Genomic DNA, 26,563 nt, shown 5'->3' with positions numbered 1-26,563 from the left:
TTGAATTTAGTATCAACAACTATTTGAATTTATTTAGGATAGTGGTAACTCGAGCACACATTTTTTGCCATTATGCCCATCCTGAGTGAAACAGAAGGATCTCCTCTGAGCAATTGAACAAGGAGATCACCTTGCCTGACCGGCAGGCAGGCCACGTCGCTATGCTCCTCGTGATGACAAAGAGGGAACTTACTTCCCCTCAACGTCAAACTGTTCGAAGTGGTAATCGATCATGCCGCTAATGGAAATTCTGCGACCAATTCTTTTTTCCAAGTCATCTAACTGTTCACGCTCGTCATCGTAGAGAGCTTGCGCTACTTTAGGGTGACAAATAACTACAATCTGTTTTCCCGCAATATGATCTACTTCTCTTCTTATTTCGCGAAAAATTTCGTAGCAAAGCGTTGCTGCACTTTTGAGATATCCTTTTCCTTCGCAATAGGTGCAAGGGTTTGTGAGCTGGCGGCGCAAATCTTCTCGCGTACGTTTTCTGGTCATCTCCACCAAACCAAGCTCAGAAATTTTAGTCACACTTGTTCTGGCTTTGTCTTGGCTAAGCGCTTCCTTCAACGCGTGATACACTTTTTGTCGGTTGGCTTCACGTTGCATGTCAATGAAATCGAGAATAATAATTCCGCCAATATCGCGAAGACGAAGTTGATAGACAATCTCCTTCACCGCTTCCAGATTGGTTTTCACGATAGTGTCTTCCACATCACGCTTGCCCACAAAACGGCCAGTGTTTACATCGATAGCCGTAAGCGCTTCCGTTTGCTCGATGATGACATAGCCACCACTTTTCAGCCAAACTTTTTGGCCAAGCGCTCTGGTGATCTCAATCTCAATGCCAAAAGCATCGAACACAGGTTCGCTTCCGCTATATAATTCCAATGCACTTTTGGCGTCTGGCATATACTGCGAAATAAAAGCTTCAATGGTATTGAGCGCCACTTCCGAATCCAAAACGACGCGGTCAATATCGGGAGTAAAGTGATCTCTAGCAACTCTATCGAGCACGCCAAGTTCAGAGCGAACAAGTGATGGACTTTTTACTTTTGTTGCCGACACTTCAATCTCTGCCCATAGCTTTGTTAAGTATTCAATGTCAGCTTGAATTTCGGCTTCACTTGCTCCTTCGCAAACGGTGCGAGCAATAAATCCACCAACGTGATCTTTGCTACATTTTTTGATGATGTTCTTTAGCCGCGTTCGCTCTTCGGCATCTTCTATTCTTCGCGAAGCTCCGTAGTGTTTTACACTTGGCATGTAGACAAGGTATCGGCCGGGAAGACTGATATGGCAGGTAATGCGGGCGCCTTTGGTGCCGATTGGTTCTTTTTCTACTTGAACCAAAATTTCATTTCCCTCTTTCAGCAGCTTATCAATAGAGGAATACACTTTCGTTTTTTTCTTTTTTCGAGGGTCGATATCGTCATCAAGGTCTTTGCGGCCTTTGTCATCCATGTTGTCTTCGCTGATCAAATCATGAGCATGCACAAAAGCCGTCCGCTCCAGACCGATGTCCACAAACGCAGCCTGCATGCCGGGAAGCACGCGCACCACTTTTCCCTTGTAGATATTGCCTACAAGGTGGCCTTGATGAACGCGCTCTATAAAAAGCTCGGTCACCACGCCATTTTCCAAACGAGCCACACGGGTTTCGCCAAGGGTAACGTTGATAATCAGTTCATTTGCCATGTTAAAAGCAGTTACTAGTTACTGGTTTTTAGTTCAAAGATACAAAGTCACGGCCCTCGTAGTCTATATCCCCAAATTGTGCAAGCGGAGTATCTCCCTAGGCAGAAGAGAAATACAGCTCCACATTGGCCTCTTGCACTCTTTGTCTATTATATTAAATCACGAATAGACTTTTTGAGAAGAGCCTCCATATGGCTTCCCACTACAAACAAAGGAGCACACAATATGTTTTATATCGATCCCTCATACCTCATCGTGATGCTGGTTTCACTGGCCTTGTCTTTGTTTGCCTCATCCAAAGTAAAAAGTGCCTTTAAAAAATACAAGCAAGTTCCAGCCCACGGAGGGCTTACAGGTGCAGAAGTGGCGAAACGTATTATGGATTATGCTGGCATTCGCTGTGACCTTGAACCAACCGGGAAAAAAAGCTTCTTTGGTGGCGATGGCGAAGGCTTAGATGATCACTACGATCCCAAAACAAAAACAGTTCGCCTCTCTCCGCAAGTGTATGGCGCGCGGTCTGTTGCGGCTTACGGAATAGCAGCACACGAAGTTGGCCATGCCATTCAACATGCCCAAGGCTACAAGCTGCTTGAATTTCGCAACACCATTGCTCCCGCGGCTCAGCTTGGAAGTAACTTTTCATATTGGCTTATCTTGATCGGCTTTGTTTTAAATTCCCTTAGTTTTATTAAAATTGGGATTATTTTCTTTGCGGTTGTTGTGGTCTTCCAGCTGATTACCGTTCCTGTGGAATTTGATGCCAGCAAGCGTGCCAAAAAACTACTCTCCGAGCTAGGCCTTGTTCATCAAGCGGAAGCCGATGGTGTTGCGGCTGTTTTAAACGCTGCAGCCCTCACCTATGTTGCAGCTGCCGCCACCGCGGTGCTCAATTTGATTTATCTCATCTTACGAAGCCGAAGGTGAAAAATGTTTGCAGTCTCCTTTTTTTCGTTTATATGCTGCGCTCTCTTTATGAGGGCGCTTTTTTTAGGAGGTAGTTGTGGGTTTTAACTGCGGTATTGTTGGGCTTCCCAATGTTGGAAAATCAACCTTGTTCAATGCAATGACAAAGGCCGGCGTGCCTTCTGCCAACTATCCTTTTTGTACCATCGATCACCACAAAGGTATTGTTCCTGTGCCGGATGAAAGATTGAATGTCATCGCTGAAATTGTAAAAACCAAAACCATCATCCCTACCACGGTAGAATTTGTGGATATTGCAGGTTTAGTAGAAGGAGCCCATAAAGGCGAAGGGCTTGGAAATAAATTCTTGGGCAATATTCGCGAAGTGGATGCCATCGCCCATGTTGTGCGCTGCTTCTCCAATGCAGACGTGGTGCATACTTACGGCGAAGTGAATCCTTTGCGCGACATCGAAGTCATTTCACTCGAACTGACGCTTGCTGATTTTGAAAATGTGACCAATCGCCTTTATCGCATCAAGAAAAAAGCAAAGGGAGCCGACAAACAAACCTTGGCTGAAATTGCACTTCTGGAAAGAATTGAACCTTTGCTCAGCGCCGGAAAAGCTGCACGAACAGTTGAGCTTAAAAGTGAAGACGAAGCTCTCATCTTGAAAAGTTTTCAACTGCTTACAGGCAAACCTGTGATGTATGTCTTGAATGTGGGAGAAAACGACATCAACAATCCTTCCGCTACCATCAAGGAAGTACAAGCCTTTGCCGAAGCTGAAGGTTCCAAAACAGTTTCTGTGTGTGCAAGTATCGAACAAGAACTCACCGAACTGAGCGAAGAAGATAAAAAGGAATTTCTTGCAAGTTTAGACCTTGAAGAATCGGGTTTACACCGCCTCATCAAAACCGGGTATGATCTTCTCAATCTCCAAACCTATTTCACCGCCGGCGTAAAAGAAACTCGCGCCTGGACGGTATCGAAAACAGCAACGGCCCCACAAGCTGCAGGCGCTATTCACAGTGACTTTGAAAAAGGCTTCATCAGAGCTGAAGTGTATCACTACACCGACCTCGTCAAAGCTGGCAGTGAGCAAAAAGTGAAAGAAATGGGACTCATGCGCACCGAAGGAAAAGAATACCGCGTAAAAGACGGCGACATCATGCATTTTCTGTTTAATGTGTAACTGCGCTTCCGTAATTTTTTTGTTTTTTTTCTTCCACCATTAATTCTTCTTGTTTCTTTTCTTCTCTCAGTTTCTCTTGTTGATACTCAAGTTGCTCTTCAATGTCTTTGGCAAATGCTGTTAACGCCGTGGGATATAAAGCTGCATCGGGCAATTGAATTGAAGCATCGGTAGTCATGACAAAGGCATTACTTGCATCCCAAAAAAGTCCACCATGCGTTCCCTTTAATCCTCCATGCAACTTTGCTGTGAGCCTGGTAACACTGTCGCCAAATTCAAACTCTTGTTTTGTAGAGCATAAAATAGTTGCTGGATTATCAACCAGTTTGAAAAATGCATCGTGTACTCTTTTTTGTGCAGAAGGATATTGGTGAGAGAAAGTAGCGTTTGCAATATGCTTCCAATGCGCAAAACCATCCGCACGCAACTTTCCACTCTTTTTCAATTCGGTATAGACACTTTGATATGAAAGAGGATCTCCCAAAAGAGGAACATAAGAAAAATAATCACCATCCGCACGCACTTGAGCCTTCTGCATTTGCCGTCCATCAAAGCGAAGGAAGAAAATGTCATTCCCTTTTTTGTAGCTCACTATATCTACACCCGAAATACGAGAAAGCACTTCAGAAATGGTTCCCACTTTATCTGGTTTTGTATAAAAACTTGCACCACTAATGTTTCCCCAATGAACCAAGACAACATCATTTTCACTTAAAAGGTGCTCACTCAATTTAAACTGATGTTTTTCCAAATGATGTTTAATTTTGGAAGTTGAAATAGCTTTAAGTGGTTTGAAGTCAAACCCATGATCAGAAAAAAGAACAAACTCCAAATGTTTTCCGGTTTTCTTTTTGTATCTTCGTTGCAGCCTTTGCAAATATTTATCTACCATTGAAAGAATCGATTTTACTCGCCGCTTTCCCAAAATATGAGCAGCACCATCAGTGCCACCAATATACACCACAAACTGATCGCGCTCTGGCTCTGAAAAAAGAATGTTTGGTATTCGTTCTATGTCACGCTTCACACTGAAACCAGGAATGGCATACATAATAAACTGTGAAAAAAAACTATGCCGGTTGTAATCGAAAAACGTAAGATAATTGGCTGGCGATTTTTGATACGCCGAAAGCAAATTTCCTTCTACTTTGTTAGCAGTATAATCAAAAGAACGTTCATCATACCCAGAGGCTTTGCTCACACCATATGGTTTTAGCAATCCCGTAAAACCTGAAGTGGTAGTGGAGGGGAACGGAGAAATAATAAGTGATGGATCCGAGAACGAAGAAAATTTTCCTTCCGCTTTCATCTCTTTGATAAGGGAAAACGAAACACCATCTAAAGCGAGAAAAAGCGTTGTGCTTTTTTCTTCAGCTTGCACAAAAGAAAAAAAATGTGATGCAAAAAAACACAGGGTACTAAAAAGGATAATCAATCGTCGCACTGGCAGCCACCCCTTCTCTTCCATAACCAATGTCTAATCTTCCCACCACTGACGGCTTGGCCTTGATACGAAGGCCTATGCCGCCGACGGGCTGAAGAGCACTTGTTTCAACTTGAGAAAATGTGTCAAACACTTGCCCAATCGAAAAGAAGGGATCGAGCGATATTTCCACATTTGTTGCCATGATATTCCAACTTGCCAACTCAATGCGTTCCTCAAGATCAAAAGTAAATCGATTTCTCGCAACAAATCGTCTTTCTACAAAAGCGCGTAAGGTTTCAAAACCACCAAGCTGACTTTGCAGATAAAACGGAATTGTTTTTCCAAAGCGTTGAGAAAACTTAAATCCAAGAACCGTCGTGTATTTTCCATTCTGTACTGACCTTGTTATCTTGGAATTCAAATCATAGCCATGAAAAGAAGAATCACTTCCAAATCTCTTGTGCGCAAACAAATATTCTAGCGAAAGTTTTTCGCCATGCTCAGGAAAAACCGGATCTTCGTGAGTGTCGTAAGTAAACAAAAAAGTATTCAAAAGATGTGATGAGTTTCTTACTTCGGCATCGTTTGGAAAAAGTTGCAAGGTGTCTGGTAATGAACCAAGCGCTTTTTGCTGGATTTTCCATCCTTCAAATTGTGCTTGATAGGCAAAGACGATGTCGCGCGTAAGATGATACCCTAGCAAGGCTTGAGCCGTAAATTTTTCAGAAACAAAATTACTTTCATTAGCCTGCAAAGAGTAAGGACCAAAACCATAAAAACGTTCGAAGGGATATTGAATGTAACCAAGCTCATTTTCCAAAACAAAAGCGCCCTTTCGTTTTGGCCCGCGTTGAAAGTGAACGGTTAATTCTTTTGAAAAATGTTCTGCAATTTCGGCAAACACATCAAACGCTGTATCTTTATCGGGATAAACGTAAGCTGCCACAAAACCATCAAAACCCGTCACCTCGTTGTACATTCCTGCGAGAGCAACAAAAGACTTTAAATTTCCCTCGGGATCGGTGCCAAACACAACGGGCAACACGCCATAGGTTTCACCTTCTGAAGGGGAAGTTTTAAAAATGGGAACGGGAAAAATATTCCATTCCAAATCTTTGTAATGTCGATTTTTGAATTGGGGAGAAATTTTACTTTCAGCAAAAAGAGGCTCCGAAAGAAAAAACGAAAATGCACTTATCAAGAGGAGAAAGAAGCTTAGTTTTTTCACATTTCTTCCGCACATGAAAGCATTCTTATGAAAACGGAGCAGCACGTCAAGATTCGAGCACAACCGGCGTTGCGTTTACAAGATCTCGCCAATGTAAAAGAGCTTCTTTAAATTCTTTTTGAGCTAGCTTCATTTCTTTTTTCATTTCTTGAAGTTTTACCTTGGCATGAAGAAACTGTTTTTCTTTAAGCTCTTTGTAATTTCGTTTCAACTCTGCATATTCTTGTTTCAGTGTAACCAACTTTTCTTGAGCTTGGCAAAGCCTGCACTTTGATTCATGCAACATTTTTTCTGCTCGCTCATGAACAGTGTGAGAATAAGCTTTTACACGATCTAAAAAATACACTTCATCTGCTTGAATGCTGGCTTCCAGAATTTTTTTCTCATCCACTTTTTTCAAATTTTTCGCCAAGCCACACCACGCCATGATGTTGATGAGCCACTTCGTAGGGTCCCACTGATAGGCACGAATAGCGTTGCGATAATCGTATTGAAACTTGTGATGAAAATTGTGATACCCTTCTCCAAACGTAATAAGCGCACTGATCCATGAATCTTTTGCTGTAATTTCATCCGAAAAAGATTGCTTTCCCACAAAATGGCAAAGCGAATTGATGCAAAACGTTGCATGATGGTTAATCACCATCCGCGTGAGACCCGCAAACAACAAGCCTCCTAGAGGATCGCCCCAGGTAAACGCAATAAGCGTTGGCAAAATAAAGCCGGAGAAAAACGAAACAACCCAAATAAACTTATGCTGCCACATTACCCATTTATCTTTCGCAAGATCTTTAACCACATCACAACTTGCATCTTCACGTTTTTCTAAAAGCCATCCAATATGCGCATACCAAAAACCTTTGTTGATACCGTATGGATCTTTGTCGGTATCTTCGTAACGATGATGAAGGCGATGCTCAGCACTCCACCACAAAGCAGAGCTTTGGTAACTCGCAGCTCCAAACAGCAGAAAAAATAATTTTGGCAAAAGAGCAATATCGTAGGATTTATGCGAAAGCGCGCGGTGATATCCTGCCGTAATGGAAAGACTGGTGATACAAATGTAGATGCCAAACAAAAGCCAAGTTTGCCATGGCGGACTGCCAAAGTGCACGAAATAGAGAACAAGCCCAACGATTGCAAACACAGGACTAAGGCTGAAGAAAAAAACATTGCGCCAATGATATTTTTCAATTTTATATTTTTTCATTTTTCCTCCTTATTGCTGAGGGTCTACGTACACTTTTTGAGAAAAAAAGTAGAGTGTTTTTTTGAATCGTCGGGAAAAGCTTGTAAAATGGGCACTTAAAGGAGACCTGCCACATACTTCCCAAGAGCGGGAGCTGCAGTTAAGCCCGGAGATTCCATGCCCAGCAAATGCACAACATTGCCTTCACGGAAAAGAGTGAAATCGCCAACTGCTTTTCCATCCTCAAAAAGTTTTGGCCGATTGCCTGCGTAGGAAGGTTCAATTTCGTCCAGCGTTGGTGGTTTTTTCAAGTAGGGAATCATCGCTTCCACAAAATGCTGCGGCGACAAGGAAAAACCATAATCGTGCTTTTCACTCACTTCTTCTTGCGACGGCCCCAACAACACTTCGCCTGCAACATTGCAATGCACATGAATACCCAGGCTGGAAACAAGCGTATTATCGCCGCTTCCCTTCGCCACAAAACTTCGCGGAACAGGATAGAGCACCGCGGTAAGCTTTGAATTTTTCCAACGATAATACTCACCGCGGAATGGCTTTATTTGAAATTGTCTTGGACCACCGCACATTTTGTACACGTCATCAGCATGAAGTCCTGCCGAGTTAACAAGCACATCAAATGGCATTTCGCCGCGAGTGGTTTCAAGCAAGCCTTGTTTTTCATCTATGCCCGTTACCTTGCAAGGCTTGATAATATGCACTTTCCCGGTAGCAGATAAAACACGATCAAGCGTTTGCACATACGATGAAACATCAATCATTGCCGTTGAAGGCTGATACATCACCAACGGTAAATCTTCACGCATCTCTGGAACATGCGTGCTTATTTGCTTTGCCGTCCCATAGCGAAATGGAGCGGCACCACTTTCTTTTGCGTTTTCCATCACGCGAGAAAGCGCTTCCACTTCTGCTTCGCTTGTTGCAGCAAGCCACTTTCCACTTTCTTTGAACGGAACGTTGTAACGGGAAAAAAATTCGCGAGAAAGCCTGTTTCCTTCGATGCACAATTTGGCTTTCAGAGAATGTGGAGGATAGGCAATGCCGGCATGCAGCACTTCACTGTTGCGCCCGGTAGTGTGGTGGCCCAAATATTCTTCTTCCTCAATAAGATAGATATCGCCAGCATTCCCAGATTGGACAAGGGCGTGCGCGATATTGAGGCCAATAATACCGCCACCAATTATAACAATGGTTTCGTTCATGGGCAGGGAATGAATGATGTTTCAGGAAAAAGTGCAAGTGAAATTCGCGGCAAACCAACGGCGTTAAAACTTCAACTGCAACTCCGCCATCAAACCTTGATGCCTAATGCGAATATTTGGCCCCACGCGAAAACTTTCTTCCTGCCTTCCCGGACTATAGTGATTGAGGTAAATCGGCATGGAGAAATTTTTCCATAAATACTCTTGAAGAAGATCGTCGGCACTTTTAAAAGCGAAATCTGTTTCTATTCCAGATTCGAATCCACCTGAATCGTTATCGCTGTCCTTCTCATCTGATACCATGCATACCAATGAAATGGAAAAAATGAACAAAAGAAACGAAACTCCAAAAATAATTTTCGCCTTCATGACACTCCCTTTCGTAAAAAGAACACATCACCTTTAGTAGCAATGTCCGTGCCAATGATTTTTCTTTTTCTTTATTGACAAGTGAACGACCGTTCACTTACTTTGAACAGTGCGAAACGGAAGCGAAAGGAAGAAGGAGGAAGACGATGGCGCCAAAGGTAAAGGCAATTGATGAACAAACCCTGTCAATTTTACGACGATTTCACCGCATGAACCGGCGCATGCCCAGCTATTCTGAAATGGCGCGCATTTTAGGCTTTCACTCCAAAAACGCAGCCTATCGCCTTGCGCAAAAGCTTATTCAAGAAGGCTTCATCGAAAAAGATGACTCCGGACGTCTCTATCCAAAAAGTGAACGCTTTGGCATTCCTCTTTTGGGCTATGTTCAAGCTGGTTTTCCCACTCCGGCCGAAGAGGAATTGGTAGACACTCTCTCCCTCGACGAATACCTCATCGAAAAACCCGAATCCACTTTTTTGTTAAAGGTAAGTGGAGATTCCATGATCCAAGCTGGTATTTTAGAAGATGATTTGGTGATTATTGAACGCGCGCGTTCACCTTACAACGGCGCCATTGTGCTGGCCAATGTAGATCGAGAGTGGACGCTCAAACATTACTACAAACAAGGCAAAAACGTTCGTCTGGTTGCGGCCAATCCCAAATATCCCGATATTTATCCAAGGGAAGAGTTGATTGTTGCAGGAGTCTTAAAGGCCGTGGTCAGAAAATATTAGGAAAACACTTCACACATCGGGGGATGCCATGAAACACCACATCGGAAATCTGCTTTCTTCTTGGCCACAAGCTATTGCCCATGTTGATGCCGATGCCTTTTTTGTGGCGGTAGAACAGGCCATGAATCCAGACCTCAAAGGAAAGCCTGTTATCACTGGCGCCGAACGAGGCATCGCCACCGCCATGAGCTACGAGGCCAAGGCCTTCGGCATCAAAAGAGGCATGCCCCTTTCTGAAGCCACAAGGCTTTGCCCAGAATGCATTCTCATTCCTTCCAACGCAGAAAATTACACCCTTTTCTCTCAGCGCATGCTTCGTATTTTGCACAGCTTTTCACCACAAGTAGAAGCGTACTCAATAGACGAAGCCTTCATCGATCTCACCGGCATGCGAAGACTGCATCAAGCAAGTTACCGCAAAATTGCAGAAACCATACAACAACGCATTCAAGATGAACTTGATATCAGCGTTTCCATCGGTCTTTCTCTTTCGAAAGGTCTGGCGAAGCTTTGCTCGAAGTATAAAAAACCTCATGGCATTACCGTGGTAGAAGGAAAACATATCGCGCTTTTACTCAAGCGCACTTCCATCGAAGCCGTATGGGGTCTGGGTTTCCAGTCGTGTGCACTTTTAAAAAAAGCTAAAATAAAAACGGCATTCGACTTTGTACAAAAACCACAAGAAAAAATTAAGCGCCTTCTTGGGAAAAAAGGTGAAGAAATCTGGAGAGAACTTCGAGGGGAATATGTTTCGATAGTGAGTTCGGGAAATGCTCGGCCTCAGCTTTCAATTCAAAAAAGCAGAACATTCACCCCTCCCTCTTCGGATGAACATCTTGTTCGCGCGCACGCCATGGCCAATCTTGAATCGGCATGCACAAAAGCCAGGAAGCTTAAACTGTTTGCTCAAAAAATTGTTCTCTCTCTCAAAACAGCTCAGTTTGAGTGGAAATCGCTTGAAGCAAAACTTCACTCGCCAACACATAATCCGCTCGACCTCACGCATGTGCTGAAAGAACTTTTTGGCCTTCTCTTCACACCAGGAGTTTCCTATCGCACCACAGGTGTCACCCTCGCTCAGCTGAAAGAAACATCTGCATCACAACTAGAGCTGTTTTCCTCGGCGAAAAAAAATGAGCACGAAGAAAAACTCTTCGAGCTTATCGATAAGATTTGTAAAAAACATGGACGAAATAAAGTGTTTTTGGCGGGAAGTTTACAAGCACACGAAAAGCAAAGTTCAAAAAAACCACGTCTCAGAATCCCACTTTTCAACGAAACCATGCTCAATAAAAAACTGGCTTCGTAGATCAAAAACTCGGGGGCAAGCTCCCGGGCTTAAGGCAGGTGACCTAACCATCTGTTTGCGCTTATAACCATGCAGTTCCCATCCATTTTTACCACATTATTCTTTTGGAGTAACTGAACCGCGGGGACATTGAGATGCTTTGAAAAATAATGCAAGGATTCGGAAAATTGAGTTTCGGCAAGTTTCGTTTCAAGAAGGAGAAAAGGCTTGTTGTCGTTGGTGAGAAGAAAATCTACTTCACGTCCATTACGATCTCGCAAGAAATGAAGCCCAAAATTTCCCTCACCAAGATCGTTCCAAACTTGCACCGCTTTCAACAAATGACTAGCAACAAAATTTTCAAACCTTGCGCCGGCATCTTCAATTTGCGACCAATCATAAAGAAAATATTTTGCTTGTTTGTGAAGAGAACGAACAATATTTCGAGAGTATGGTTTTATTTTGAATACTAAAAATAATTGTTCAAATACTCTCATCCAATTTTGAATAGTCGGAGCACTTACTTGGATATTCTCTGCCAGTGAGCGTTGGCTAAAGAGGGAACCAATACGATGAGGAAGTAATAGCATGAGCTGTTCAACAAGACTAATAAGTTCAATTTGAGAAATTTCTCGCAAGTCTTGTTGAATAAGGAGTTGCCGTCTCGTATTCGACCAACGCCTGTGCTCTTTCACTGACTGAAGAGAAAAAGGTTCGGGAAATCCACCAAAACGTAAAAGTTCGCTTGTATGTTTCAACGGTTCGTGGGCAATTAAAAAATCTTCTGGAACTGTTGGGCGTGATGACGAGTGAAGCTCTCCCAAACTAAAGGGATGCAGATGATAAGGGTAATAACGTCCAAAAAGACTGTCACCTGATTTTTGAAACACATCAAGTCTTGCACTTCCTGTGAGAAGAAGATGAAGGGTTTCATGGTGTTTATCAAAGACTCCTTTAATATGATTTTTCCAACGAGCAAACTTGTGAAATTCATCCAGACAAACCCACTTTTGTGAGGTATATTTTTTTTCTAAAATAATGCGACGATCATCCGCATCGTCATACAGATAATACTTCCCCTTTTTTCCTTTTAAAATGCGCTTTGCAAGAGTGGTCTTCCCCACCTGACGCGGACCAGAAAGAAAGACAAACTTCTTTTGAAGGTCATCAATAATGGTTTTTTCTACATTGCGGTGAAAGTCTTTCATAAAGACAGCTTTACATTTGACATGTCAAATGTAAAGCCTTATTTGCATTTGCCTTTTTTTGACGTTTTTATCGTCAATATCAAGACATTATTCCCGCTGCCCATAACTAGGAATAACAACTCATAAACCAAACCATAAAAACATTACACGCTGCATGGAAAAACACCGCGGCGGTGATGCTGCCGGTCTTTTCACGAAGATAGCCAAACAAAAGTGCGGGGAAGAAAATGGAAAAATGCCACCACTGAACAACAATAAGAGAATGCGCCAAAGCAAATACAAATGCTGTCAGCAGCCAAGATTTTCCTAAATGTACTCCAAATATTTTCCAAGGCTTTGAAGGAAATAGAAGATTCATGCGTTCTTGCAGATAGCCTCGAAAGAAAAATTCTTCTGGGAGCGCTATAACAACAACTTGAAACAAAGCCAACTGCCACATTTCAGCAGTAAATGCAGCAAAGTGAAACGATGAAACATGATAGAAAATTTTCATCCAAAAATGAGCCAGAATTCCAAAAAGTGGAAACACAAGAACTGAAACAAGAAGAAAAAGAAGAACTGAGGAGAAAAACTTTTTTAGCGTAGGATCAAAAAATGAAACATGCGTTTTTGTTTTTTTCAAAAAGAAAAGTGGAATATAAAATAACAAAAAAGCAACAAGAGCTGGCAACAACTCATGAACAAGAGGAATAAAGCGAAGACGAAAAAAAAGATGTGACGGAATAAGCAACAAAAGAAGAGCTATGCATAATTCAAGCATGATTTTTTTTCGCATTCCTCTTCCCTTTCACGCTTCAGCTACAACACATTTGAAGGAAGTGATTTCTTTTTCATCACTTTCCACAAAATAACTCCTGCAAAAAAAGCACATAACATCGAAATTTGACCCGTGGAAAGAGTAACTCCAAAGAAACTAAACAAACCTCTGTCGTCGTCTCCACGTAAAAATTCGATCAAAAAGCGAGAGATTCCGTAATACATAAGAAAAACTGAAGTCACTTGCCCCATAAATTTTTTCTTTTTGTAGACAAAGTGCAAAAGGAAAAAAAGCACAACGGCGCTGAACATAAAATAAATTTGTGTCGCGTGTAGTGGAATATTGGGGTGATAATAATATGCCGTTGAAGCGGGATCGTGAAAAGTAAGGTGAAGCCAAAAATCAGTTGGCTTTCCATAACAGCAGCCTACCAGCAAACAGCCTGCTCGCACGCAAAAGATGACAATGGGCAAAACTTTTACCAACAAATCGACGTAGCGCCAGGCTACAACTTTTTTAAACTTCATGTACCAAACGCACGCAACGGCAGCGCCAATATAGGCACCGATAGAAACAAATCCACCTTGCCAAAAATAGAAAACGCGAATGGGATCAGCCCAATAATAGGAAGGATATTCAACCAAAATATGAAAAATACGCGCGCCGAGCACCGCAGAAAGAATGGCGATAATTCCAAGATCAATCACCATCACCGGGCTCAAGTTTTCTTTTTTGGCTTCATGCGCAGCATAAAAAATGGCAACAAGCGATCCCACCATAATAGTAAAAAAGAATGCGGGAACAGCCATTCCAAAAAGTTCAAAAAGAATTGGTCTCATCTTTGTCCCCCAAAGGTAAAAACGTTAGGCTGGTTTTTTCCACATCGAAATGAGAAGCAAAATCATTGCCGTGCTAATGGCCGCATCGGCAACATTAAACGCAGGCCATTCCAAGGCAAAGAAAAAGGTTTTGCCGAACAGTGAAAAATCCGCCACGTGATCTTGGTAATGAAAAGAAAGAAAATCAACAACGCTTCCAAGCCGGATGCGATCGGTAAAATTTCCAAGCAAACCACCCAAAATAAGCGCCAAAGTAGTTGGCATCAGCTTTTCATTGTTTTGCAAAGAGCGATAAAAAAAGGCCAATGCCACAAGCGCCACAATTCCAATCCCATAAAAGAAAAGAGAACGATAAGGATCTTCAACTTCAGAAAAAATTCCAAAAGCAGCGCCAGTATTTCGAAAAGAAACAAGATCAAAATAACCAGGAATGATACTGATTCTCTCACCAAGAGTGAGAAAATGAAGCACAAGGTTTTTTGTGAATTGATCAAGAAAATAGATCATCGGCGCAAGGAAAAAAGTGATGCGAGTTTTTGTTTTCATGTTTGTTTTTTCCAGAAGCAAAAAGGACTTTATTCTGTAATGCCAAGGTTTGTAATTTCAGGCTCACCTTTTCGAAGTCGTTTTTTGAGATCGGAAAGAATTCTTTTCTCTTCATAGCCTGATGATTTCAAGGTTGAGACAAGACTTTTTACCCTGGAACCAATTTTTACTTTTACTTTATTTTCGTCTGGTTCAACGTAAATGCGAAGTTGGTGGTAGGCACCATTCACCGCATAGTCTCTGTGTTCAAATGGAGCAACATAATGTGAATCAGATTTTGTGGGAACCCAAGTGGTAACAATAAGGCCTTTTGGAAGATCTTCAGATTCAATCCCATAACCAAAAGTGCTCAAACTATCACGAATAGCATAGTAGGCTTCGTTGGGAGTGGACTTCATTTCATCATCAAAATAAACAATTTTTTCACTCACGCGAGCTTGAACCAACGGCTTTGAACATGCAAGCTGCAGTGAAGAAAGCAAAATACAAAAAAGAAAAAGAAATGCAGATCCATGAACAGGTGACTTCAAACGCGAAAAAGATATCATCTTTTTTTCTCCCTTTTTAGGTGAAACAAAATATAGAAAAGCGAAACGAAAAACAAGAGAAGGCTCAAAAACTGAGACGTTGAGAACATACCACCAAAAACAAATCCGCGAATAAGATCGCCTCGGAAATATTCCAGCACAAAACGCACAAGAGAATAGACTGCAATGTAAGAGGCAAAAATCTGACCCGAAAACTTCTGACGCTTTCGCAGTAAAAGGAGAAAGACAAAAAGAAGAAGTTCTGCGCCAGATTCCATCAGCTGTGTGGGATACAGAGGAACATTTGGAGGTGCAATTGTGGACGCTGTATCCGGAAAGACAACCCCATACCAAGCCGCATGATCAAGTTCGCGCCCATAACAGCAGCCCGCAAGAAAGCAACCGATACGTCCAAACACATGGCCCAAAGCAATGCCCGGAGCAATGATGTCAAGATACGCCGAAGCTGAAACTTTTTTTCGTTTGAAAAAAAGAAACGAGGCCGCAAACGCTGTAATGACGCCACCATAAAACGAAAGCCCACCCTTCCAAATCTGAAAGAAGAAAAGTGGATTGGCCGAAAAGCTTTCCCAATCCGAAACCAAAACATAATGAAGTCTGGCGCCAATCATTCCCGAAAAAAGAAGATAGAAAACAAAATCAACTACCGTATCGGGATTTTGCCCACGGACTTTTGCATCATGCTTGGCCCACAAAAGTGCCATGAACACACCGGTGGCAATCATTAAACCATAACTGTGAAGTGCAAAATTTCCTAAAAAGGGAATGTGAAAAAGGATGGGATGCATATTTTAGGGCTTATAATCAAGGAGGAGCAGAGCGTAAAGAAGAAAGATTATTCCGTGCGGATCAACAAAATGTAATCGTTATCTGAAGTACCCGAAAAAGAAAGCGTGCTTGGTGGTGATGAAATGGTATAAAATTTGGCTGCAGAAGAATCAAGACTAGCTGAGGAATATGAAGTGTGAGAATACGTTCTTACTCCCGTCAATGTTGTTCCTCGATTATCATCAGCATCACAGGAAAGACAAACACCTTCCCAATTTCCCGTTGTTGAATTGTATGTACGATCTTCAAAAATGTATCGGCTATCTCTTGTCACTCCAGCATTGGTCATTGCAAGCGCCACACTCCATCGTCCGAAGAATTCTGAAAATTGATCAAAATCTGCTGCACCACCAAAGGCCGCTTCAATATTTTCTGTGCCTCGCAGTGAAGTTTGTTCAAGGCTTTGTAAGAAAGTAGTACTTTTCCCTGATTGCTCGTACAAGAAACGCAAAAAGAGATAGCCACCACCACGCTCATAAAGACTTGGAGATGAAGTGGTGACGATACCAGTAGTAGCCGTGTTATTCAGGTACAACGCGTAACGAGATGGGTTTTCATTTCCGTATCCAAAATAATCTTCCATAAAATGTGAAATGGCTTCATTGAGCCAGCTTTGTTCTATACTTCCACCACTCACGAAAACGTGTTGGTTATAATTGATAGAATGCTGGAGCTCATGCGGAAACACCGCCGGCAATAAATTGCTGAGGCAAAAGCTTTTGCTAATGGTGGGGCCATAATCTCCGTTGGGATCGCACATGATTTGATACACAATTTCACGTTCATTTGAGGCCGGGTTACTTCCAGAACGCGGATGCACATCGGCACTAAAGTTGTATCCTGTAATAATACCTGAAGCAGCTTCCGAAAGAATATTCAGCTGGAAGGTTGCAAGGATCGCCACCTTCCCATCGCCATCCACATCGGAGGCGTCTCCTAAAATGCTGAACTCAGTTCCGGCCATATCATCATACATGTCACCCAAGGTGATGATGTCTGAGGCAGATAAATGTGAATCATCCGCTCTGTCATCGAGATAAAAGATAATGTTGTCTCCAACATATTTTGCGGTAGCATCAACTTCCACATAAGCAGTAACTGAACTTAAACTTGAAAGGACTCGAAACGTTTCACTGTCTCCCACAATCACAGATTTGCTCACACCTTTTCCAAGCGTTGGCGAAGGATCAAGCCACCCTTCCTCAAGAGCAACATCCGACTCGGCCGCTCTCAGCCAGGCATCAAACACTGCTGATGCACCGTATTCGGTTTCTTCATCTCCATCATCATCCACACTTGTGTCGCTCTCTTCATCAAGCTCAGGAATAAGGGATTTTGAAGAAAGATCAGCAAGCGAAAGATCATTTGAAGCTTGAACCAAAGAGCCCGTTCCCCCTTCTTTGGTATTTCCCACAATCATAATAAACTGGGCGCTAGAATCTACGCCGTCAAAACTTACTTCCTCGGTATCACCGCTTGTAAGCTGCAATGAATACATATCTCCAACCGTCATTTCTCCTGGAGATGAAACCGTATTCGAAACCCCAACTCCTCCCGTAGTAGTGTTTTTTGAACTACTGCTCGCAGAGCCCGAAGATCCACCGCAAGCCGAAACCGATAAAAACAGCAGGAGAAGTACGAAAGGGTTAATGTGAGCCCGTAGGCTTGAAAACGACATATTCTTGCTCCCCGAATAACCCTAAGAGAGCAATGAGTGTGCCATAACCTAAACAAGCTATTTTCTAAAATAACATAATATATTCAAACACTTGAAAACGGATGTTTTTTCACCCAAAGATTGAAAAGGGTTTAAAAAAACCCTCCAGAAAGAAGGGGGAAGGAAGGGAAAATGAGAAAACTTTGTTAACTTGATGAATTACAAGGAATTAATGGGAAAAATTGAAAATTCTTTAAAAGATAAGTTTTCACCCGGAAGAGCAAAAAAAGACGCATTTCTGGCACAGGCTGTAAAAAAAATTACTTCTCAAGCCTTACTTCAACAGGCTGTCCTAAGTAAGCTATATGCATGCCCAAAATACTCAAAGAAGAGAGATCCACTTTTTCAGGGACAAATATATCAATCACAAGTCGCGCTCCAATAGGAATGGCAAGCGGATAGGAAAGAAGAGGTTTTGCCGCTTCAGGAACTTGGCTCCAAGCTTCAAGGTCTAAATCTCTGAGGTTAATGAGAGCCTCAACTTGTTTTCTCTCTCCCCTCATTTTCACGTACCACTTATCCTTTGCTGAATCGAGTCGGATAATGTTGAACGAATTATTCACCACCGCCACATTAATCACTCGATATCCCGGAACAAGATTATCGAGCCTGGGGTCATAACTTGCATCCACGGCAAAACCATAACGCTCAAGCGGAACACCTGCATCAACCGTCATGACCTTACTTCTCTTTTTGGCAAACACTGGCGAGGTCAAAAGAGAAACAAACATGAACATGGAAACAATGAGAGCAGTTTTACGAATCATAAACATCATCCTTTAAACAATTCCTCCGAAAGAGGAGGTATAGTTTCTTTAAAATGGCAAGCTGCAAACTGGTTTTGTTGATACGCTTCAAAAACTGGCGTTACTTGAGAACAAACTTCTTTAGCCCACTTACATCGAGGATGAAAGGAACACGCAGATGGAGGATGCAACGGAGAAGGCACATCGCCAGAAAGCAAAATTCTTTTTTTCTTCTCGTTCGGATTTGCTTTTGGCACAGCTGAAACAAGCGCATGCGTATAAGGATGCTTCGCCGTTCCCAAGGCTTCCGCTGGAAAGGTTTCCACAATTTTCCCCAAATACATCACCGCAATGCGATGACTAATATGCTCTACAAGGCGAAGATCATGCGAAATAAAAAGATACGAAAGCCCCTCTTCTTTCTGCAAGTCGAGAAGAAGGTTGATAATTTCTCCGCGGATGGAAACATCTAAAGCTGAAACAGGTTCATCGGCTACAATCAACTTTGGCTTCAAGGCAATGGCTCGTGCAATACCAATGCGTTGGCGTTGCCCACCAGAAAACTCGTGGGGATAGCGTGAAGCGGCACTTTCGGGAAGACCAACTTTGTCTAAAAGTTCTGCAACGCGTTTTTCTCTTTCGGCACGATTCCCAATCTTGTGAATCAGAAACGGCTCCATCAAAATTTCTTGCACCATCATGCGTGGATTTAAAGAAGCATACGGATCTTGAAAAATAATCTGCATCTCTCTTCGCAACGGCTTCATCTGCTTGTGCGAAAGGTGTGAAATGTCGTGACCGTCAAAAAAAATACTTCCCGCATCTGGTTCAAGCAATCGAAGCAAAAGCTGAGCCACTGTAGATTTGCCGCAACCACTTTCTCCCACCAAGCCAAACGTTTCGCCAGGCAAGATATCGAAACTCACTCCATCTACTGCATGCACAAATTCATGGGAACGTGAAAAGATTCCGCCTTTTACGGGAAAATGTTTTACAAGATTTTTTATTTCAAGAATGGGTTTCATGTTTTTTCCAAAACTCTTTTCCTAATCTAAATTCCTGGCACATGCAAACATCTTACAAGCCTTCCCGTATGACAAGGGTCATCAGGAATAGGCTGCTGGCGACAATCAGTTTGCACATAAGCACAACGTTCTTGAAAAGAACATCCAAGCGGCAAGTGAATAAGACTTGGAACGTGTCCTGGAATAGTGGGCAAATGTCCTTTGTGCCGCAAATCTGCTCGTTCTGGAAGTGTGTTCATTAAGCCTTGGGTATAAGGATGCAACGGACGATCAAAAATTTCGCTGGTTTTTCCTTCTTCCACAATTTTTCCTGCATACATAATTAAAACTCGTTCAGCCACTTCCGCAATAACACCAAGATCGTGTGAAATAAGGATCAGCGCCATTCCCAATTTTTCTTTGAGCTCCAAAATCAATTCCAAAATCTGGGCTTGAATGGTCACATCAAGTGCTGTCGTAGGTTCATCAGCAATCAAAATATCTGGCTTACAAGAAAGCGCTATAGAAATCATGACACGTTGACGCATGCCACCAGATAATTGATGTGGATAATCGTCCACGCGTTTTTCAGCGGCGGGAATTCCCACCAACTTTAACATTTCAATGGCCTTCTTTTTCATTTCTCGCTTTGAAAGATGTTCGTGGAGAGAAACGGCTTCGATAATTTGATCTCCGATGGTGTAAACTGGATTGAGCGATGTCATGGGCTCTTGAAAAATCATGGCGATGCGACGCCCTCTCACTGCTCTCATTGCTGATGTGGAAAGTTTTAGTAAATCCACCTGTTCATTGCCAGCGGGATTAGCTAGAAGCATTTCACCAGACACAATTTTTCCAGGCGAATCAAGCAGCCTCAGCAAAGACAACGCCAGCATGCTTTTGCCGCAACCACTTTCTCCAACCAAACCAAGAGATTCACCAGCGCCAAGCGAAAAAGAAACACCATCAACAGCTTTCACCACACCTTCTCGAGTGAAAAAGTGGCTTGCGAGGTTTTTTACTTCAAGCACATTCATGAGTTCTCCTCTTTATTGCTTCAACTTTGGATCAAGTGCATCCCTTAATCCTTCGCCCACAAGATTGTAAGCTGTAACGGTAATAAAAATGGCAACGCCTGGAATAAGCGTAAGCCACCAAGCCACATCCATATATTCTTGCGCTTGCGAAAGAATACTTCCCCAACTTGGCACTTGCGGCGGAACTCCAAAACCCAAAAAAGAAAGCCCGGCTTCGGCCAGAATGGCTCCCGCAATTCCAAAACTTGCCGAAACCAGCACGGGAGCAAAAGCATTGGGAAGCAAATGTCGAAGGACCACTCTAAAATCGCTAGCCCCAAGTGCATGTGCTGCCAAAATAAAATCGCGTTCACGAAATTTGAAAATTTCCGCACGAATTAAACGTGCAATACCTGTCCAACCTGTAACTCCAATTACCAGCATAATGTTGAAAATAGAAGGCCCCACAAATGCAAGCACAGCAAGGATAAGAAAAAAAGTGGGAAAACAAATCATCACTTCAATAAGCCTGGAAATAACCACATCAACCACTCCACCATAAAAACCCGCAAGAGCTCCCAAAAAAACACCAATCAACACCGAAAGCCCAACGGCAACAAAGCCAACCGAAAGCGAAACGCGCGCGCCCCAAATAAGTTGGGCCGCAACATCTCTGCCATCGCCATCTGTTCCTAACAAATGCAAGGCATTCGGAGCTTCCAAAATGTGATCGAGATTATAATTTGTAGGGCTGTAAGGAATGGGAGGAAAAATCATCCACCCTTCTTCGGAACTTTTTTTCATCTCTTTAAAGTCGATGGTTTTATATTTGTTTTCAAATGAAAAAGCCGGGAAAGAGAGCTCTCCTGCATGTTTCCAGACGAGCGGTTTGTCATTGGCCAACACGGGCGCAAACAAAGCAACGCAAAAAAGAAAAAGAATGAAATACCAACATACATAAGCAAGACGATGATAACGAAACTGTTTCCAGATCACCGCGCTGTATCGTTTTGAAAATCCTTTCATCGCCTCTACACCCTTCTTCTTGAAAAAGAAATTCGCGGATCAACAAAAACGTAAAGCAAATCTGTGATGAGAATACTGACGAGCGTGAGAAAGGCGCTAATAGTAGCAATGGCAAGCACAACCGGATAATCTCTTGCAAGCACCGATTCAAATCCAAGGCGTCCCATTCCGGGAAGGGAAAAAATTTGTTCGATAATAACACTTCCTCCCAAAAGAGCTGGCAGCAAAGTACTCATCAGGGTCAGCAAAGGAATGAGAGCATTTCGGAAACCATGTTTCATCACCACTTTCCATTCTGAAAGCCCCTTTGCTCTTGCGGTACGAATGTAATCTTGGCTGATCACTTCCAGCACCGAAACTCTGGCGAAGCGTGCCAAAAAAGAAAAACCGCCATAAGTGAGACACACAAGCGGCAACACCAGATGCCACAAAACATTGCCAATTCTTCCAAAAAAACTAAGTTGGTCGGCACCATCGGAAATAAATCCCACAAGCGGAAACCAGTTAAACACATCGCCTGCAAATAAGACAACCAACATCATGGCCACCCAAAAGCTGGGAAGCGAATACAGCACAAATAAAATAAGCGCCGAAACACGATCGAAAAGCGAATTGGGCTTTAAGGCTGCATACGTCCCAAGCGGAAGTGAAATGAGGTAAATAAGAAAAATAGTCAGCACATTCAAGGTGAGCGTTATAGGAAGAGCATCGCTGATTTTATCCATAACCGGACGATGATCTCGAAATGAAGTACCAAAATCAAAACGAACAACTCGGCTCACCCACAGCAGATACTGAACAGGCAAGGGTTTGTCGAGACCGTATAGTTTTTTGGTATCTTCAACAATTTGCTGATGAACCGCATCAGAGGCAATCATCTGATTACCGGCTTGTGCTTTTAAACTTGCAGGATCACCTGGAGCGAGTTGGACAATAAAAAAAGTAATGAGGGTAATTCCGAAAAAAGTTGGAATCAAAAGAAAAAAGCGTTTCAAAAGATATGCAAGCATTGGCCTCAAAAATCATATTTTTCACGTCTTTGCAAGAATCAAGTCTTGCAACTTGCGACTCAAACTTACCACTCTAGAATTTCTTCACCATGTGGAGCTTGCCATTCGAGAGAATCAAACCCTGCTTTATAGACGTGAACATTCGAAAAACGTTTTGAAATGGCAACCAACGAAGGATTGGTGAACAAAAAGAAAAACGGCTGTTCTTCGTGCAAAATGGCATGCATGCGTTTATAAATTTCTGCTCTTTTTTCTGCATCAAGCTCAGGACGCGCCGATTCAATGAGACGATCTATTTCTTTGTTTTGAAACCCAATCACATTTGAACCTTCTTTTATTTGAGAAGAATGCCACAACTGATAAGGGTCTTGATCAAAAGGAAGAGAAAATGCGAGTGTAATAGAATCGAAATCGTGTTCTTGAACTTTTTTCAAAATGCTCGCAAACTCAAGCTGCTCAATGCTTACTTCAATTCCCACTTTTCCTAATTCTTCTCGCAAAAAAAGACCTATACTTTTTGCAAACTTTGAACCATTCGAAATAAGAAAACGAAAACGAAACGGCACTCCATCTTTATCTCGAATGCCATCACCGTTGTGATCTTTCCACCCTGCTTCATCTAAGAGTTGTTTTGCTCGCTCGGGATTGAAAGGATAAGGCGTAACGGTTTCATTATATGCAGGGCCAAAGCGATAAAACGGGCCTGAAACAATTTCACCTAAACCAAAAAGTTGTTTTTCGAGAATTTTTTCTCGGTCTAGCATCATCGCAAGTGCTTGCCGCACGCGCTTATCCGAGAAATACGGTTTTCTCAAATTCCATCCAATGTAGGAAAAATTTGGTGTGTAGTATTTGTACTTATCGTAACGAGACGTGAAAGATTCTTCGCTTGTTTGCTTTGCCCATTGAAGCGAACGAAGCGAAGAAAAATCGAGACTTCCTTTTTTAAGCATTTGAAAAGACACAGTAGCATCAGGAATAATTTGATAAATAACAGAAGTGACGTCAGGCTTCTTTCCCCAATAATGTTCATTGCGTGTTAACGTAATTTTTTGTCCACTTTTCCATTCTTGAAAACGATAAGCGCCAGTGCCTATGGGAGAACGATTTGCGGGATGCTGATTAAAATCAGTTCCCGTATCAAAAAGATGTTTTGGCAAAACGGGAAGACCACCTATCATTTCCAAGGCTTTAAAGTATGGTGTTTTGTACTTAGCCTGAATGGTATAGCTGTCTATTTTTTTGACTGATTCTACGTCTTGATAATAAACACGCAAAGAAGCTGCATCAACTTTAGGGTCACGAACACGCTCGAAACTGTACAGAACATCGTCTGCGGTAAAGGGAAAACCATCTTGCCATTTTACATCTTGGCGAAGATGGAACGTGTAGGTTTTTTGATCTTCACCAATTTCCCAGCGGCTTGCGAGCATTGGCTTAAACGCAAGCGTTTTATTGTCTCGCTCTAACAACGATTCATAAATACGAGAAAGCACCGTGGAAGAATAAGCATCTCGACTAATAAGAGGATTTAAAATTTCAGGATCGGCGGGAAGCGCTATTAAGAGCGTGCTGGAATCACGCGTAACGCGATAAGTGCAAGAGAGCGTTGTGAGAAGAAAAAAACAAAGCAGCAAAGAAGGAAATATTTTTTTCATGTTAGTTTTGTATCGAATCTAAAGAAAAAAGACGAGCATCAATTTTCCTTGTCCATTCAAACGTTTCATATTCCAAACTCATTTCCACCACTTCATTTTCTTCTAAAAAAGAAAGCTGAATCAAGTGAGGAAAATCACGATCACCTTCAGCTGAATGCTCATCAAAAAAGAGAATCAAATAGGGCTTCTCATCCACAAGAGTTTGTTCATCTTTGTAAAGCCTTGCTTCTCGCACTCTGCCTTGCGTATCTTTGAATTGCTTACTCAGAACATCGTGTGGCACTTCTCCAAAAAACACCGAGACAAGTTGTGCGGGAGACAGATTGAGCTGAAAATATTTTTGCATTTTTTCTCGCGAAGCTTGAAAACGCCCGCTCTTTTTCTTTGCCTGATCCCAAAACCAAACATTCTTGCCATCATTGCCCAAGGCATAGATACGATCAGCCACTTCATCAAGCATATCCACACGAAATAAATCTGGCTTCTGTGCAAGAACAGCCAAACTACTCACTCCACCACCGTTTCCATCTTCAACGGTAAAACGAACTAAAGCCTTTAGGCCCTCACTTTGCGAAGAGGTGATTTTTGCAGGATGAGAAGATTTTGCCGCACACGAAAGAAAAAAAAGAAGAAAACAAATGGAAAAAAAACGAAACATATTCTTCATTGCTCTCTCCTCATGTTTTGGAAAAAAATTATTTTTCCAATTCTGAAATACGATTTTTAATTTTTTCTACTTCTAAAATATCTTGCTCTGGCTTTGTTTCCCACGCTTTAAGTGCTTGCTGGAAATATTCAAGGGCTTGATCTTTCTGCTCTTGAGCCAAACTCACTTCACCCAAGTGATACAAAATAGTAGGCTCATATGAAGCTATTTTTAATGCCTTCATCAAAAGCTTATAGGCATTTTCCAGCTCACCTTGTTTGAAGTACACCCAAGCCAAACTATCGGTGATATAGGCGTCATTTGGCTTAAGCGTTAACGCTCGTTCAATAAGATTTTTTGCCTCTTCAAGATTTTGTGAACTTTCTGCAAGCGTATATCCCACATAGTTTAGCGCAGTTGTGTTTTGAGGATTAATTTCAATGACCTTTCGCATGCTTGACAAGGCCATGTCTCTTTTCCCAAGCCGCTCATACATCATGCCCAACATAAGAAAAATGTTTTCACTTTGTGGAAGATGCACTTTGGCAGACTCAAGCACAGCAAGGGCTTCCTTCAATTTCTGTTCTTGTTCCAAAAGCGCCGCGTGGAGTTCGTAAAACTCACTTGCATCTGGTAATTCTTTTTCCGAAGCCGATAAAAGCTTCAACGCTTTTTCATCTTGCTCTAAAGCACGATATTGTGAAACCAAACGAATACGCGCTTCCTTAAAAAATTCTGAACGTGAAGAAATGCTCAGCAGCACTTCTTCTGCTTCGGGATATTTTTCTATGCTTTGATAAAGCACTCCCAAATAAAATTGCACATTGTCCGAATTTGGATTTTTCTTGAGCAAAAACTGAAACTTTTTGGTTGCCTCTTCAAACTTTCCGGCTTCATAATAAATAAGCGCAATACGAAGTGAAGCGGAAAGATCATTGGGATTCATCTCTTCAATTTTTTCGTAACGCTTTAGTGCTTCTTGCCAATTCTCCACACTTAAATAGAGGCGCGCCATCGTGTGCAAAATATTCGTGTTCTCGGGATCAAGCTGATACGCCTTTTCATAAGCTTCCAGCGCTTTTGTATAATCCTTCAGCTCTCGCTCATAAACCGAAGCGATATAAAGATGGGCCAAAACCGATTCGGGCTGTTGCTGCAAAAGCTTTTCCATGGTTTTGATGGCCTGTTTCGTTTCGCCAAGAGCAACATACTGATGCGCAAGCAATGGGTACACTTCCTCGCGCGTGGGATCTTCAGCAAGAATGCCTTCCAAAAGTGACACCGCCTGCCGGTACTGCTGATTGCCGATGTAGAGCTGCGCCAAAAACACCTGGGCATTTTGCAAACCACGGTCTAAACTCAATGCTTTTTTGCAGGAAATAATGGCCTCGGTCAGATCACCTTTTCTGGCAAGGGTTTGCGCCTTCAGAAAATGTAAAAAAGCATATCGTGGATGCTCCGCTATGGTTTTGTTCAACACGTCTAGCGACGGAGATGGATTTTTGTTTCCTTCAAGCTCTTCTAAACCCATTTTGACAAAATTGAAGTAAGGATCACTTTTTTCGGCTGGCATGCTGGCAGGAGAAACAGACTGTTTTTTGCCCGCGCATGAGAGAAAAAGGCTTAAAAAAACGCACAAACACACTGAAAAACGCACAAAACCTCCAAGATTCGAAAAGAATTGCAGGAACCTACCATCGCCGCCAAAGAACAGCAAGGCTTCATCACGCAACTTTTCCAAAAAACGGCCGATACTCT

General features: G+C 42.4%; 25 protein-coding genes. 4 read left to right on the top strand and 21 right to left on the bottom strand.

Going from position 1 to position 26,563, the window contains the following annotated elements; genetic code table 11:
* Positions 1-189: 189 nt before the first annotated feature.
* Complete coding sequence (locus COV43_05230) at positions 190-1,698, bottom strand: Rne/Rng family ribonuclease (GenBank protein PIR25566.1); 1,509 nt, start codon at positions 1,696-1,698, stop codon at positions 190-192.
* A gap of 225 nt (positions 1,699-1,923) precedes the next feature.
* Between COV43_05230 and COV43_05225 the strand changes: the two genes are divergently transcribed.
* Entirely contained in the window at positions 1,924-2,625 is a 702-nt protein-coding gene (locus COV43_05225) for a hypothetical protein (protein PIR25565.1), read from the top strand.
* 76 nt (positions 2,626-2,701) lie between these two features.
* Entirely contained in the window at positions 2,702-3,799 is a 1,098-nt protein-coding gene (locus tag COV43_05220; GenBank protein ID PIR25564.1) for a redox-regulated ATPase YchF, read from the top strand.
* Here the strand turns inward: COV43_05220 and COV43_05215 are convergent.
* From COV43_05215 to COV43_05195, 5 genes are all read right to left on the bottom strand, one after another.
* Entirely contained in the window at positions 3,789-5,234 is a 1,446-nt protein-coding gene (locus COV43_05215) for a hypothetical protein (protein PIR25563.1), read from the bottom strand. The genes COV43_05220 and COV43_05215 overlap by 11 nt on opposite strands.
* Positions 5,218-6,468 carry a hypothetical protein gene (locus COV43_05210; protein ID PIR25562.1) on the bottom strand — a complete coding sequence of 417 codons (1,251 nt, stop codon included), beginning with the start codon at positions 6,466-6,468 and terminating at the stop codon, positions 5,218-5,220. Before COV43_05210 ends, COV43_05215 begins: the two co-directional genes overlap by 17 nt.
* Before the next feature lie 31 nt (positions 6,469-6,499).
* A complete protein-coding gene (locus COV43_05205; protein ID PIR25561.1) occupies positions 6,500-7,663 on the bottom strand; it encodes a fatty acid desaturase in 1,164 nt (387 codons plus the stop codon).
* Between the two features lie 95 nt (positions 7,664-7,758).
* The gene (locus tag COV43_05200) at positions 7,759-8,865 is read right to left on the bottom strand and encodes a hypothetical protein (GenBank protein ID PIR25560.1); all 1,107 of its coding nucleotides are present in this window, start codon (positions 8,863-8,865) and stop codon (positions 7,759-7,761) included.
* A 63-nt stretch (positions 8,866-8,928) separates the two neighbouring features.
* Entirely contained in the window at positions 8,929-9,234 is a 306-nt protein-coding gene (locus COV43_05195; protein ID PIR25559.1) for a hypothetical protein, read from the bottom strand.
* A 146-nt stretch (positions 9,235-9,380) separates the two neighbouring features.
* On the opposite strand from COV43_05195, the gene lexA reads away from it, so the two are divergent.
* A complete protein-coding gene (gene lexA / locus COV43_05190) occupies positions 9,381-9,968 on the top strand; it encodes a repressor LexA (GenBank protein ID PIR25558.1) in 588 nt (195 codons plus the stop codon).
* 28 nt (positions 9,969-9,996) lie between these two features.
* Positions 9,997-11,277: a DNA polymerase IV gene (locus tag COV43_05185; GenBank protein ID PIR25557.1), complete on the top strand. Its 1,281-nt coding sequence runs from the start codon at positions 9,997-9,999 to the stop codon at positions 11,275-11,277.
* 29 nt (positions 11,278-11,306) lie between these two features.
* Here COV43_05185 and COV43_05180 read toward each other — a convergent pair whose 3' ends face one another.
* The 15 genes from COV43_05180 to COV43_05110 form a co-directional block, all read right to left on the bottom strand.
* Entirely contained in the window at positions 11,307-12,464 is a 1,158-nt protein-coding gene (locus tag COV43_05180) for a hypothetical protein (protein PIR25556.1), read from the bottom strand.
* 106 nt (positions 12,465-12,570) lie between these two features.
* A complete protein-coding gene (locus tag COV43_05175) occupies positions 12,571-13,239 on the bottom strand; it encodes a hypothetical protein (protein PIR25555.1) in 669 nt (222 codons plus the stop codon).
* Positions 13,240-13,262: 23 nt separating this feature from the next.
* Positions 13,263-14,060 carry a hypothetical protein gene (locus COV43_05170; GenBank protein PIR25554.1) on the bottom strand — a complete coding sequence of 266 codons (798 nt, stop codon included), beginning with the start codon at positions 14,058-14,060 and terminating at the stop codon, positions 13,263-13,265.
* A gap of 24 nt (positions 14,061-14,084) precedes the next feature.
* Positions 14,085-14,606, bottom strand: a complete 522-nt coding sequence (gene lspA, locus COV43_05165) for a signal peptidase II (protein PIR25553.1) — start codon at positions 14,604-14,606, stop codon at positions 14,085-14,087.
* 29 nt (positions 14,607-14,635) lie between these two features.
* Positions 14,636-15,154 (bottom strand): hypothetical protein, encoded by a 519-nt coding sequence (locus COV43_05160; GenBank protein PIR25552.1) that lies wholly within the window; start codon positions 15,152-15,154, stop codon positions 14,636-14,638.
* A complete protein-coding gene (lgt, locus tag COV43_05155; GenBank protein ID PIR25551.1) occupies positions 15,151-15,942 on the bottom strand; it encodes a prolipoprotein diacylglyceryl transferase in 792 nt (263 codons plus the stop codon). Before lgt ends, COV43_05160 begins: the two co-directional genes overlap by 4 nt.
* Before the next feature lie 47 nt (positions 15,943-15,989).
* The gene (locus tag COV43_05150) at positions 15,990-17,495 is read right to left on the bottom strand and encodes a hypothetical protein (GenBank protein ID PIR25550.1); all 1,506 of its coding nucleotides are present in this window, start codon (positions 17,493-17,495) and stop codon (positions 15,990-15,992) included.
* 464 nt (positions 17,496-17,959) lie between these two features.
* A complete protein-coding gene (locus COV43_05145) occupies positions 17,960-18,475 on the bottom strand; it encodes a hypothetical protein (GenBank protein PIR25549.1) in 516 nt (171 codons plus the stop codon).
* A complete protein-coding gene (locus COV43_05140) occupies positions 18,472-19,470 on the bottom strand; it encodes a peptide ABC transporter substrate-binding protein (GenBank protein ID PIR25548.1) in 999 nt (332 codons plus the stop codon). The genes COV43_05145 and COV43_05140 overlap by 4 nt, the downstream gene beginning before the upstream one ends.
* 26 nt (positions 19,471-19,496) lie before the next feature.
* Positions 19,497-20,486: a peptide ABC transporter ATP-binding protein gene (locus COV43_05135; GenBank protein PIR25547.1), complete on the bottom strand. Its 990-nt coding sequence runs from the start codon at positions 20,484-20,486 to the stop codon at positions 19,497-19,499.
* Positions 20,487-20,498: 12 nt separating this feature from the next.
* Positions 20,499-21,491: a peptide ABC transporter permease gene (locus tag COV43_05130; protein PIR25546.1), complete on the bottom strand. Its 993-nt coding sequence runs from the start codon at positions 21,489-21,491 to the stop codon at positions 20,499-20,501.
* 5 nt (positions 21,492-21,496) lie between these two features.
* Positions 21,497-22,501 carry a diguanylate cyclase gene (locus COV43_05125; protein PIR25545.1) on the bottom strand — a complete coding sequence of 335 codons (1,005 nt, stop codon included), beginning with the start codon at positions 22,499-22,501 and terminating at the stop codon, positions 21,497-21,499.
* A gap of 65 nt (positions 22,502-22,566) precedes the next feature.
* Entirely contained in the window at positions 22,567-24,159 is a 1,593-nt protein-coding gene (locus COV43_05120) for a hypothetical protein (GenBank protein PIR25544.1), read from the bottom strand.
* Between the two features lies 1 nt (position 24,160).
* Positions 24,161-24,826, bottom strand: coding sequence for a hypothetical protein (locus COV43_05115; protein PIR25543.1), 666 nt, complete (start codon positions 24,824-24,826; stop codon positions 24,161-24,163).
* Positions 24,827-24,854: 28 nt separating this feature from the next.
* Complete coding sequence (locus COV43_05110; protein ID PIR25542.1) at positions 24,855-26,546, bottom strand: hypothetical protein; 1,692 nt, start codon at positions 26,544-26,546, stop codon at positions 24,855-24,857.
* Positions 26,547-26,563: the final 17 nt, after the last annotated feature.

Source organism: Deltaproteobacteria bacterium CG11_big_fil_rev_8_21_14_0_20_42_23, assembly GCA_002796345.1.
Classification (GTDB): domain Bacteria; phylum UBA10199; class UBA10199; order 2-02-FULL-44-16; family 2-02-FULL-44-16; genus 1-14-0-20-42-23.
Note: the sequence above shows the minus strand (reverse complement) of the source record. Positions and strands in the feature narration are given on the sequence as shown.